Genomic DNA, 12,739 nt, shown 5'->3' with positions numbered 1-12,739 from the left:
GTTCTCATCTGTCATGCCCGCGCAGGCGGGCATCCAGTAATCACCGGCGTTTACTGGATCCCCGCCTACGCGGGGATGACGACCTGTTGTTTGGCGCGCAGCGCCGCCAATAACGCTACGCCAGCGTGAAGAACGGCAGTGGCGCGCCGTCGGTTGGCTTGAACACCACCTTCACCTTCTGGCCGATCTTCAGGCTCGTTAGATCGCAATCGACGATGTTGGTCTGCAGCGACGGGCCTTCCTTCAGCGTGACATAGGCGATCGCGTACGGACCGGTGGGCGATTTGCGCATCAGGCTGTAGGTGTAGATCGTGGCTTCACCTGAGCTTTCTTCCCACTCCGTCTTGTCGGAGAAACAGAACGGGCAGATCGAGCGCGGAAAGTAGTGCGCCTCGCCGCAAGCGGTGCAGCGCTTGATCAGGAACTTGCCGGCCTTGGCCGCTTCCCAGAACTCTGCGGTTTCCGGATTGGTCACCGGCGCCGGATACTTTTTCGTTTCAGCCATCACACGCGCTCCAGAATGCAGGTTGAGGCGGCGTGACGCACGCCGAGAAGTCCGCCGGTACCGTGGGCGATCGCGAGATCGCAATTCAGCACCTGCACCTTCGGATGCGCTTCACCGCGCAATTGCCTGACAGCCTCGAGAATTTTCGTCATGCCGCCGCGGTTGACCGGGTGATTGCTGCAGAGGCCGCCGCCATCGGTGTTGAACGGCAGCTTGCCGACGCCGGAAATCAAATTGCCGTCGGATACGAACTTGCCGCCCTCGCCCTTCTTGCAGAAGCCGAGGTCTTCGAGCTGCATCAGCACGGTGATGGTGAAGCTGTCATAGATCGAGGCGTACTTGATGTCCTTTGGCGTGACGCCCGCCTCCTCGAAGGCGCGCGGGCCGGACCAGACGCCGGCGGAATATGTGAGATCGAGATCCTTGCCGCCGCGCGGGCCCTTCATCGCCTCGCCATGACCGATCAGCCGCACCAGCGGCTTCTTCAGGCTTTTCGCGATCTCCGGCGTGGTCACGATCATCGCGCCGCCGCCGTCGGTGACGACGCAGCAATCCATCCGGTGCAGCGGGTCCGAGATCATCGGCGAGTTGATGACGTCCTCGACCGTGACGACTTCCCTCAGCATCGCGTGCGGGTTGTGTTGGGCGTGATGGGAAGCCGCGACCTTGATCCAGGCGAGCTGTTCGCTGGTGGTGCCATAGTCGTGCATATGGCGCATGGCACACATGCCGTAGGCATTGTGGGTGGTCGCCCCATAGGCTACCTCGAAATCGGCTTCCGGCCCGGCGGCGCGCGGCGGCATCGGTCCGGTGCGCGGCTTGCCGGCCAGCGTCACCAGCACGATCGAGCATTTGCCCGCCGCGATCGCCTCTGCGGCGTGGCCGAGATGGATCAAATAGGAACAGCCGCCGGTCTCGGTGGAATCGACGTGGCGCACCTTCAATCCGAGGTAATCGACCATCGGCCAAAGGCCGCCCGGGGCGTCGCCGGCGCAGAAATAGCCGTCGATATCGGCTTTGGTGAGGCCGGCATCCTCGATCGCACCCTTGGCGACCTCGGCATGGAGTTGCGCAGTTGATTTGTCGGGTGCGTGCCGGGTGGGATGCTCGTAGATCCCGGCAATGTAGGCTTTGCCTTTGATGGTCAAATCGTTCTCCGTTGGCGTTTCTTCTTCCAGGTTTTTTCTGGCCTGTCGCCGCCCCCTTGGCAAGCGCCGAAATATTCCGCAGAGCGAGACAGTAGCGACTGGACTCAAGTCGGGATGATTATCGGCGGAAATCGTATCAGGTCGTAAGCCCGAATATGCCAGTGCGTCTCGCGACGCGACGCGCCCGAGTTGTGCCTGATCGCTTGCCCCCTCAGGGATGAGAGGGCGCAGGGAAGACCGGGTGCGCGCTGCACCCGCGGTCTCGTGTGCAATGTGCACAAGGAAGTGCGCACACGAGCATACAGGTCCAGCGGAGAGCATCCGGCCTTCCCTGTGCAATGGTTTGACGGCTTATGCCGTGCTCTCCCCGGAGACGAATTCCTCTTGCCTCCGTCGCTGCCGGATTGACGGCCCATCGAACCCGGTTGGATTCGAAAAGCCTCCGACAGCTTGACACCAGCCACGGGTGCCAGGACCACACGGTTTTGCCGTACGCAACAACGTCGCTCGTCCTGCGCGGATCAATCGCTCACAGCCACAAGACAAAGCTTGAGGTCGCCCTGCAACGCCTCGCGCGCGCAACGCCATCGCGTCCACCGCAACCCGCACTCCACGTATCGTGACGACGCGTACGTCCCTCTTCGATGAGGCGGGATGGCGCAAAGATGGAGCTGATTTGGGGGAAATGAGAAGCGATATGTTTTTGCCGCGCCATCTGGACAGCCCAAATCGCGTTGAATCGGCTGGTGAAATTCGTTTTTGCGCGCAGCGGGTTTCATGGGTTTGGATTAGCGGGTCGCGCTGTCGCGCACCCGGCCTGTCCCTTAGCTCAAACTTGCCCAAAGATAAGAAATGACCTTTTCCTTAGTCCCGCCTGTTTCTATCAATCTTTCGGTCTCCGTTACCGCTCGCGCACCTGTGCGCTCATAAAATGCGCGTGCTACAGAATTTCTGCTTAATACGGTTGCTCTCATGGCTCTAAAACCATTGCTAGTGGCGTAGTCGATGCACGCCTCCAAGAGAGCTCTGCCTGCGCCTTTCCCGATATAATCGGGATCTAGGTAAATCGCGTAAAGTTCCGCGACACCATTCTCACTAGTTGGTCTGACATCCGCAAAACCAATCATCACGTCGTCGTCAAATGCAGCGAACACACCGAACGGCCTACCAATAGCCAGATGCCCCTTATCCTTTTCAATCCACCGGTAAGCACGGTCTTCAACTGAAAGGCCGTTGAGGTACTCAACTGTGTAGATATCCCGGTAGGCTGCGCAAGTGGCTTCGATATGAATCCGGGCAACCTCACCGGCATCATCTTGAGAAGCTCGTCTTATTCTAAAATTCATATCCACTCAAAATTAGTAACATGATCCATGGGGCGTACAAAGTCGTCCATTCAGGACGTGTACGCTCTTGTGCACCTTTGAGACTTGCCGGCGGGGGTCGAGCGGAAGTGGTCGGTGTACGGTCAAACCGACGCGCAAAGCCGACGTGGGTCGCACAACGGCGCGCCGCGGAGACTCGGCGGTTGTTGTCAGCAGCATCCTATGACACCATCTGAGTACCGAGTTGTTATGACTTCTAGATGCCTATGCCCCGCCGGAAATATGCTTGGGAAAAGCTATCGGATGAGCAGTTGCTCCAGCAACGCCTCAGTAGTCTGAGGGTTGCGGTCGAAGGCACTTGGCTCGAGGATTGTATCAGCACTCTTTATGGAGAGCTCGAAGAGCGGGGGATCCGGCTGCGGCCACATACATGGATGTCGAGCGAATGGTTTAGTCCGGCAGATGTGCCCGGCATTGCCATCCCATTCTATCTCAGCCATCCCCGCCTGATGAGGCTCGAGAAGAAAATGATGCTCGACGTCGAGGGCGGCACCTGGTCCGAATGCATGGCCATCCTCCGCCATGAGGCAGGCCATGCCATCCAGCACGGCTATCAGCTGCAGCGCCGCCGGCGTTGGCAGCAGCTGTTCGGCCGGTCCTCAAAACACTACCCGCGCTACTACCGGCCCAATCCAGCCAGCCGGCAATATGTCCAGCATCTGCGGCTTTGGTACGCGCAGAGCCATCCGGACGAGGATTTCGCTGAAACCTTCGCGGTGTGGCTGCGGCCGCGTTCGAACTGGCGGACGCGCTATGCCGGCTGGCCAGCGCTGAAGAAGCTCGAATATGTCGACGAACTGATGGAGGAAATCGCCGGGAAGCGGCCGCTGGTCACGACGCGGGAGCGTGTCGATCCGCTGCATGAGCTCAGCCAGACACTCGGCGACCACTATAAAAAGAAGCAGGCGTTCTACGCCTTCAGGCCACCGAAGACTTACGACCGCGACCTCTCCCGGCTCTTTTCCGCCGATCCGCGGCATCGCCGGGGGCAGCCGGCTTCTGCATTCATCAGGCGGCACCGCGCCCACTTCAGGCGGCTGGTCGCGCGGTGGACGGGCGAGAACCAGCTTACGCTTGATGCTGTACTTGACGACATGATCTCCCGCTGCCGAGAGCTCAATCTGCGCGCTGTCGGCTCCGATCGGAAGCTTGTTACTGACTTCACCGTCCTGTTGACCGCCAAGACCATGCACGCGCTGTTCGGTCCTTCGCGGCGAAAATGGATCGCGCTATGAGACGCCTGCGCGTTCTGGTGCTCATGCATCCGGACTTCGTGCCCCCGGATTCCACCGGCGGATACACTGCGCGGCAAATCAACGAATGGAAAACAGAATACGACGTCGTGAGCACCTTGCGTGCGGCCGGCCATGATGTTCGCCCGCTCGGTGCGCAGGAAGAAATCAAGCCGGTGCGCGAGGCGATCGAAAGTTTCAAGCCGCACGTGGTATTCACGTTGCTGGAGCAGTTTCACAACGAGCCAACGTATGACCAGCACGTCGCAAGCTATCTTGAACTGATGCAGATCCCGTATACCGGGTGTAACCCGCGTGGTCTGATCTTGGCGCGCGGCAAGGATCTGTCCAAGACATTGGTGCACCATCGCCGGATCGCGGTGCCGGCCTTCGCCGTATTCCCGATGCGCCGAAAGGTCAAACGCCCTGCGCGTCTTGCGCTGCCGTTGATCGTCAAGAGCCTGAACGAGGATAGCTCCCGGGGTATCTCGCAGGCATCCGTCGTCGATACGGACGAGAAGCTCACAGAGCGCGTCGCCTTCGTCCACAAGCGGATCGGAACCGCCGCGATCGCCGAGCAATATATCGAGGGACGTGAGCTCTATGTCGGCGTGCTCGGCAACAATCGGTTGCGAGTGTTGCCGGTTTGGGAATTGAAATTCGGCACCATGGGCGGCCAGGCCATAGCCACCGAGAAGGTCAAACACGATCCCGGTTATCAGGAGCGCGTGGGAATTGCAGATGGGCCGGCCAAGAACCTTGCGCCGGAGGTACGCGCTCGCATTCAGCGAACAGCGAAACGCATCTACCGAACACTGGGGCTCGATGGATACGCGCGCATCGACTTTCGCCTCTCTGCCGACGGTACCCTGTATTTCATTGAAGCGAACCCCAATCCCGAAATCGCGAAGAGCCAGGAGTTCGCTACAGCGGCCCGGCATGACGGACTTGATTACCCGCGCCTCTTGCACCGCATTCTGGCGCTCGGAATAAGCCGGACAAACGCCGGCGCATCCATAGGCTGAGACAGCTATGCGGAAGAGAGATTCCCATGCGAAACGGAGGAGCGCGGAACGCGCGTCTCGAAGGATGAAGGCCCCGCTGGTGGCCCTCGCCCTTCGAGACGGCCGCGTTGCGGCCTCCTCAGGGTGAGGGTTCGACATTTTCGCTCAGCAGCTACGCGTTCTCATTCTCGCGACATGTTTTGTCCGAGTTCTGCTCATCATCACCCCCCTCCATGACGAGAGGGCGCAGGGAAGACCGGGTGCGCGCTGCACCCGCGGTCTCGTGTGCAATGTGCACAAGGAAGTGTGCACACGAGCATACAGGTCCAGCGCGTATGGTGAGCAAGCCATCGGGTCGCGCGAATGCGCGCCCGATGACAGGCTCCGCGTGCCCACCATCAAGCACCGCCAATGTTGATGAATGGTGGGCACGGCGCTTTGCGCCTTTGCCCACCCTGCGCAGCTACAACGCCTTGGTCCGCCTGAGCAGCCACCAGGTCAGTGCTCCCGCGGCGATCACCATCAGAAGCGCATACCAGGTGCCGCCGTCGCCGTCCTGGAACGGCATGTCCTTGGTGTTCATGCCGAAGAAGCCGGTGACCAGCGTCGAGGGCAGCATGCACGCGGTCAGGACCGACAGCGTGAACAGGCGGCGGTTGGTGATCGCCGTCATGCGGCCGGCGATCTCGTCCTGCAGCAGCCGCGCGCGCTCATAGATCGCGCTGAACTCGTAGTCGAGCGCGTCGAACTTCTGCGCAAGCTTGCGCATCGCCGACAGCAGGGTTTCGGATTCGACGTCCTCGCGCGTCTCCAGGCGGTGAAACAGCGCCCGGATCTGCGAGAGCTGCCGCCGCGTGCGGATCGCCTGCAGGCGCACGCGGCCGAGCCGCAATCGCTCTTCGTCGATCTCGTCGTGCAGGACATGATCCTCGACGATGTCGAGCTCGTCGCCGAGGCCCGCCGAATAGCGTCCGATCACATCGGCGAACTGGTCGACGATCGCATCGAACAGCGACACCGGGGTAGGAAACTTGCGGCCGCTATCGATCGCACGCCGTGTCAGCTCGATCGCGCGCAGCGGCTTGCGCCGGGCGGTGATCATCAGCTTCGACGAAATCGCAAAGTGCACCCGCAGGAGATCGTCGCCCTCCTGCATGAACTCCTGATGCAGATCGGGCAAAACGCCGGCGATCTCCTCGTCGAAGATATCGAGCCGGATATGCTCATCGGCATCAATCAGGGTCTCGCGCGCGACATCGGACAGCCGCGCACTCCCGGCGAGCCAGTCGTGGCAGCGACGATTGGACAGATTGAAATGCAGCCACAGCCAGCCGTGCGGATCGGCGAGTTCCGCATCGAGGTTGGCGACGTCGAGCTTCGTCGCGGAGCCGTCGCCCGCGAAGCGATAGGCGGAGATGATGCCGATATCGGCGAGGGCCTGGTCCATCCGCTAACCCGTTGCTGGTGTGAAGCAGGCAATGCGTCAACGCAGTGACAAGCTGATGACGACTACACTCCATCCAAGCTCTGGAGACAACCCCGTAGGGTGGGCAAAGCGAAGCGTGCCCACCATTTGGCACCGCGATCGTTGAGCGATGGTGGGCACGACGCTTCGCGTCTTTGTCCACCCTACGGCCGCCTACTCCGCTGCGATCTGGCGTGGCGCGGGTGGCGGGTTGACGAGGTCGGAGGCGAGTTGCGCGTAGCGCGCTTTCGCGTCCGCTACCGCCTTCTCCTTGACCGGGCCATAGCCGCGGATGCGATCGGGCAGCGAGAGAATTTCGACCGCGGTATCGTGCGTGATCGGTGACAAGAGGCCGAGCACGGTGGCGACGTCCTTCTCATAGCCTGCGATCAGGTCGCGCTCGAGCTTGCGGTCGGGGCTGTAACCAAAAATGTCGAACGGCGTGCCGCGCAGGCCGCGCAGTTTTGCCAGCGTCCGGAACACCGGCATCATCCACGCGCCGAACGCGCGCTTCTTCGGGCGGCCGAGCGCATCGAGGCCGCCGCCGAGGATCGGCGGCGCCAGGTTGAAGTTGAATTTAAAGTCGCCTTCGAACTGGTCGCGAAGCTGTTTTTCGAATTTGCCGTCGGTGAACAGCCGCGCGACTTCGTACTCGTCCTTGTAAGCGAGCAGTTTTGCGTAATTGATCGCAACAGCCCGTGGCAGCGCGTCGCCATAGCCGCCGTCGGCGGCGGCGTCGCGGACCCGCTTCACGAGGCTGCGATAGCGCTCGGCGAGCGCGGCATTTTGATAATCGGTCAGGAATGCGCTGCGATGCGCGATGATCTCGTCGAGCGTCATCGCATCCAGCGTCTTGGGCGCGACGGTCTCGTCCTGCCCCTTCATCATGGCTTCAAGCCGCGCCGGATCGGCCGCGGCGAGACGGCCGAGCTGGAAGGCTTGCGTGTTCATCTTGATCGAGACGCCATTGACCTCGATCGCCTGCAAAATTGCCTTTGCCGAAAGCGGCAGCAGGCCCTTCTGATAGGCGTAGCCCAGCATCATGATGTTGGTGGCGATGGAATCGCCAAGCAGCGCTTCGGCCGGCTTGGTGAAATCGTAGAACGAGGAATCCTTGCGCAGCTCGGTCTCCAGCACGTGGTTGACCTTGCGGCTCTGGAAGTTGAAGTCGCGGTTGAGGATGAAGTCGGCGGTCGGAATGACGTGGGTGTTGATGACGCCGACGGTACGGCTGGCTTCGCAGAGCGTGATGGTGTCCTTGGCGGCGGCGACCACCTCGTCGGCGGCCATCACGAGATCGGCGGTGCCGGTGACGATGCGCGAACAGGTGACGTCAGCGGTATGCTCCGAGAGCCGGACGTGGCTGAGCACCGCACCACCTTTTTGCGCGAGGCCGGACATGTCGAGGATCATGCTGGCCTTGCCCTCGATATGCGCGGCCATGCCGAGCAGCGCGCCGATCGTCAGCACACCGGTGCCGCCGACGCCGCCGACCGCGATGTTGTAGGGCCGTTCCAGCGACGGGAACGAGGCCGGTTCCGGCAGATCGCCGATGTCGCCGAGACCTGTACCATCAAGGCTTGCCGGCGCGCGGCGGCGCGGCTTGCCGCCGTCGATAGTGACGAAGGACGGGCAAAAGCCCTTCAGACACGAATAGTCCTTGTTGCATGTCGACTGGTTGATGGTGCGCTTGCGGCCCATCTCGGTTTCCAAAGGCTCGACCGAAATGCAGTTCGACTGCACGGAGCAGTCTCCGCAGCCTTCGCACACCGCCGGATTGATCATGACGCGGCGCGCCGGGTCCTCCATCAGGCCGCGCTTGCGGCGGCGGCGCTTTTCGGCCGCGCAGGTCTGCACGAAGACGATCGCCGAGGTGCCCTTGAGCGTCCGGCAGGTCAACATGACGTCCTGCAGCTCGTCGCGATGCGCGGTCTTGACGCCGGGCGCGATCTCGGACGCCGGATAGGCGTCGGGGTTTTCCGAGACGAGATAGATGTTGCGGATGCCTTCGGCGTGAAGCTGGAAGGTGATCTGCTGCGGCGACAATTCGCCGTCGACATGCTGGCCGCCGGTCATCGCGGTCGCATCGTTGTAGAGGATCTTGTAGGTGATGTTGGCGCCGGAGGCGATCGCCTGCCGGATCGCCAGGCTGCCGGAGTGGAAGTAGGTGCCGTCGCCGAGATTGGCGAACACGTGCTCTTCCTTGGTGAAGGGTGCGACGCCGACCCACGGCACGCCCTCGCCTCCCATGTGGGTGTAGGTTTCGGTGTTGCGGTCCATCCACAGCGCCATGAAATGACAGCCGATGCCGGCAAAGGCGCGGCTGCCTTCCGGCACCTTGGTCGAGGTGTTGTGCGGGCAGCCCGAGCAGAAATACGGCGTGCGGGTGACGGGTGCGACAGCCTGCATCTGGGTCGCCTGCCGGCCGTTGAACCAGTCGGCCTTGGCGCGAAGCATCGCGGCGATTTCGGGATTGAGATTAAGTCGAAGCAATCGTTCCGTCAGCGAGCTCGCAAGCGAGGCGACGGAAAGCTCCGCGGCAAAGGTCAGGAAGCGTTTGTCATGATCGTCCATCTTGCCGACGATGCGCGGGCGGACGTCGTCACGCCAATTGAACAGCTCCTGCTTGACCTGGTTCTCGACGATCTCGCGGCGCTCCTCGACGATGAAGATTTCCTCGAGGCCGACGGCGAACTGCCGCACGCCTTCCGGCTCCAGTGGCCAGGGCATGCCGATCTTGTAAAGCCTGAGGCCAATCTTGGCGGCGACTTCCTCGGTAATCCCCAGCTCGCGCAGCGCCTGACGGATGTCCTCGTAGCTCTTGCCTGACGCCATGATGCCGTAGCGGGCATTCGGCGAATCCATGGTGACGCGGTTGATCTTGTTGGCGCGGGCAAAGGCGATCGCGGCATAGCCCTTGTAGTCCTGCAGGCGCAGGTCCTGTGCGTAGCGGTCGTCCGGCCAGCGCAGATTGAGGCCGCCCGGCGGCATCTCGAAATCTGTCGGGATCGCGAACGGCGTCATCTCGTCGGTGAGATCGATCTCGGCGGTTGTCTCGACCGTCTCGGTGATCACTTTCATGCCGACCCAGCAGCCGGAGTAGCGCGACATCGCGATACCCAGCAGGCCCATCTCGATCATTTCATGGATGCTGGAGGGATAGAGATACGGCATCAGTGCGGAGATGAAGGCATGGTCCGACTGATGCGGGACGGTCGAGGATTTTGCGCCGTGGTCGTCGCCGGCAAGCACGAGCACGCCGCCGTTCTTCGCCGAACCGGCCGTATTGCCGTGCCGGAAGACGTCGCCGCAGCGGTCGACGCCGGGCCCCTTGCCGTACCAGATGCCGACCACGCCATCATATTTGGCGCCGGGCGAAAGGTTGAGCTGCTGCGAGCCCCAGATCGCGGTGGCCGCGAGGTCTTCGTTCACGCCGGGCTGGAACTTGATGTTGTATTGTTCGAGGTGCTTGCGGGCGGCAAAAAGCTGCTGGTCGTAGCCGCCGAGCGGCGAGCCGCGATAGCCGGAGATGAAACCTGCGGTATTAAGCCCCGCGGCGCGGTCGCGGCGGATCTGCGCCATCGGCAGGCGAACCAGCGCCTGGATGCCGGTCAGGAAAATGTGGCCTGTACCTTGGGTGTATTTCTGATCGAGGCTGATCGGACCCTGGTTGATTCCCATTTAAGCCCTCTTTGTCACCGGCGTGAGCATTGATCGGCGATGCTTTTTATGTAGGCACCTGAACTTGTTAGAACCAGTCTATGTCGGATTTTCCAGCCGACGCACCACAAATCTCGGCCCAAAAGCCGGGCTTCCAAAGATCGCAACTTCGTGCCGGCAGCAACGGGGCAGCGTTTCGGTTTGTGTCGTCGGCAAGCCCCGGCGCGAAATGGCATGACGCCCCCCCCGCTCTGCTTGCTTTCGCGCTATAATGTTCCAAGAGGCCAATTGGTGCAGGGACGACGTCGAACGATGCGGACGATTCTCGCCGGCTTGCTCTTGTGCACTGCGCTCGCAGTCGGCGAAGCCCATGGCCAGTCCGAGGCCGAGCCGACCGCTGAGGATATCGCGCGCGGCAAGGCGCTGACCGACGCCGGCGACTGCGCGAGCTGCCACACCGCCGATCCCGCCAAGCCGTTCGCCGGGGGCAAGCGGATCGACACCCTCTTTGGCAGTATCTATGCGCCCAATCTAACGCCGGACCGCGAGACGGGCTTGGGCGCCTGGAGCGATGACGAGTTCTACCGCGCCTTGCGCTTCGGGGTGGCGCGCGACGGATCGCGCTATTACCCGGCCTTCCCCTATCCGAATTTCACCAAGCTGACGCGCCAGGACATTCTCGCCATCCGCGCCTATCTGGCGACGCTGGCGCCGGTGAGCAATGCAGCGCGTGCGCCCGAGCTGCGCTGGCCGTTCAACTATCGCGTCGTCATGCGCGGCTGGAACTGGCTGTTTTTCAAGCCCGGCATTCTGATGCCGGACCAGCAGAAGAGCGCGGAGTGGAATCGCGGCCGTTATCTCGTTGAGGGCGTCGCCCATTGCGGCGCCTGCCATACGCCGAAGAATATGTTCGGCGCGGACAAGCGCGGCCAGGCCTATGGCGGCGGGCGGGTCGCGGGCATGTTCGCGCCGCGGCTGGACAGCGCCGAGCGCAGCGGCCTGAAATCCTGGAGCGTGGAAGACATCACTGAGTATCTGCAGAGCGGCCGCAACGCCAGGAGCCATGCCGGCGAACTGATGTCGGAGGTCGTGGTCAATTCGACCTCGAAGATGAGCGATGCGGATGTCCGCGCCATCGCGGTTTACCTGAAAGACCTGCCTGTGGGCGCGCCGGAGCCGAAGGTCACGCCACCCTCGCCGGCGCAAATGGCGGAAGGCGAAAAGCTCTATAATGGCGCGTGCATCGCCTGCCACGAAGCCGACGGCTCAGGTGCGCCGCGGATCTATCCGCCACTGCCTGGCAATGCCAACCTGCAATCCGCTGACGCCTTGAGCATGCTGCGCGTCATTCTCGACGGCGCCGAGACCGTGACGACGCCGCGCGCGCCCAACAAGGGATCGATGCCGGGCTATGCCGCGAAGATGACCGACCAGCAGATTGCCGATGTGACGAACTATATCCGCAATTCCTGGGGCAATGCGGCGCCGCTGGTGACGGCGGAGCAGGTCGCGAAGGCGCGGCAAGCGAAGTAGCAACCCTCATGGCGAGGAGCGCGAAACGCGCGTCTCCGGACGATGCTGCGCATCGCCGGGCGAACCATGAGGCCACAGACTGACCTGCATACTTCGAGACGCCGCGGAGCCCGTCATCGGGCGCGCGTTCGCGCGACCCGTTGGCGGCTCCTCAGATGAGGATTGGTATATTGCGCGTGAATTTGCCGATCGCGGGTAAAGACGAATTTCGGCGTTTCTCATTCGGAACCGGAGGGAATCAGCGGTTCCAACATTACGGAGTTGCAACTTTGGCGCGGAACATCTGATCGCGCCAATTCTTAACTCTGGGATGCTAACGGAGGAACCCATTCATGGCACACCAACCCAATCCGAACGATCCCTACCGCGCCGGCCTGAGCGAGGAAGAAATCCGCCATCAGGCCCGGCTCAACAGTCTCGATAATGACTTGCAAGCCGATCCCGCACTCGGCGAAGGCCCTCCGAGCGGCGCCAAGGTCGCCATGTTCGCCGTTGCCATCGCAGTCGTGCTGGGAGCGCTGTTCTATGGTCTCAATAATACGACCGTAAACCAGGCAGGCACCTCGCCGCCCAACCAGACAGCGCAGCAGACGCAGCCGGCCAGCCCTACGGCGCCTCCGGGCATGCGTGACGTAACACCGCGCAGCAACAACCAGCCGGGCACGACCACGGGCGCGGCGCCCAACCGCCCGACGGCTCCACCTGAGTCGAGCACGGACATGAACAAGTCGACCACGCCACCGGCCGATAACGCACCGGCCAGCAAGCAGTAACAAATCATCCGAAATGACGCGCAGCGGGCCAGCC

At 62.1% G+C, this 12,739-nt stretch carries 9 protein-coding genes; 4 read left to right on the top strand and 5 right to left on the bottom strand.

What is annotated here, in order from left to right; genetic code table 11:
• Window positions 1–115: 115 nt before the first annotated feature.
• From GWE18_RS07200 to GWE18_RS07190, 3 genes are all read right to left on the bottom strand, one after another.
• Window positions 116–505, bottom strand: a complete 390-nt coding sequence (locus GWE18_RS07200; RefSeq protein WP_275185068.1) for a Zn-ribbon domain-containing OB-fold protein — start codon at window positions 503–505, stop codon at window positions 116–118.
• A complete protein-coding gene (locus tag GWE18_RS07195) occupies window positions 505–1,653 on the bottom strand; it encodes a thiolase domain-containing protein (RefSeq protein ID WP_275185067.1) in 1,149 nt (382 codons plus the stop codon). The genes GWE18_RS07200 and GWE18_RS07195 overlap by 1 nt, the downstream gene beginning before the upstream one ends.
• Before the next feature lie 824 nt (window positions 1,654–2,477).
• Window positions 2,478–2,999, bottom strand: a complete 522-nt coding sequence (locus GWE18_RS07190; protein WP_275185066.1) for a GNAT family N-acetyltransferase — start codon at window positions 2,997–2,999, stop codon at window positions 2,478–2,480.
• Window positions 3,000–3,412: 413 nt separating this feature from the next.
• Between GWE18_RS07190 and GWE18_RS07185 the strand changes: the two genes are divergently transcribed.
• Complete coding sequence (locus tag GWE18_RS07185; RefSeq protein ID WP_275185065.1) at window positions 3,413–4,273, top strand: putative zinc-binding metallopeptidase; 861 nt, start codon at window positions 3,413–3,415, stop codon at window positions 4,271–4,273.
• Window positions 4,270–5,295, top strand: a complete 1,026-nt coding sequence (locus GWE18_RS07180) for an ATP-grasp domain-containing protein (RefSeq protein ID WP_342804229.1) — start codon at window positions 4,270–4,272, stop codon at window positions 5,293–5,295. Before GWE18_RS07185 ends, GWE18_RS07180 begins: the two co-directional genes overlap by 4 nt.
• 442 nt (window positions 5,296–5,737) lie before the next feature.
• Here GWE18_RS07180 and GWE18_RS07175 read toward each other — a convergent pair whose 3' ends face one another.
• The gene (locus GWE18_RS07175) at window positions 5,738–6,721 is read right to left on the bottom strand and encodes a transporter (RefSeq protein ID WP_275185063.1); all 984 of its coding nucleotides are present in this window, start codon (window positions 6,719–6,721) and stop codon (window positions 5,738–5,740) included.
• A 192-nt stretch (window positions 6,722–6,913) separates the two neighbouring features.
• Window positions 6,914–10,420 (bottom strand): indolepyruvate ferredoxin oxidoreductase family protein, encoded by a 3,507-nt coding sequence (locus GWE18_RS07170; protein ID WP_275185062.1) that lies wholly within the window; start codon window positions 10,418–10,420, stop codon window positions 6,914–6,916.
• Between the two features lie 291 nt (window positions 10,421–10,711).
• Here GWE18_RS07170 and GWE18_RS07165 point away from each other — a divergent pair, with 291 nt between their 5' ends.
• Window positions 10,712–11,932: a c-type cytochrome gene (locus GWE18_RS07165; RefSeq protein ID WP_275185061.1), complete on the top strand. Its 1,221-nt coding sequence runs from the start codon at window positions 10,712–10,714 to the stop codon at window positions 11,930–11,932.
• A 332-nt stretch (window positions 11,933–12,264) separates the two neighbouring features.
• A complete protein-coding gene (locus GWE18_RS07160; RefSeq protein WP_275185060.1) occupies window positions 12,265–12,705 on the top strand; it encodes a hypothetical protein in 441 nt (146 codons plus the stop codon).
• Window positions 12,706–12,739 lie beyond the last annotated feature (34 nt).

Source organism: Bradyrhizobium sp. CSA112, assembly GCF_029051645.1.
Lineage (GTDB): Bacteria > Pseudomonadota > Alphaproteobacteria > Rhizobiales > Xanthobacteraceae > Bradyrhizobium.
The sequence above is the reverse complement of the archived record's forward strand: the minus strand, read 5'-3'. Positions and strand labels throughout refer to the sequence as shown.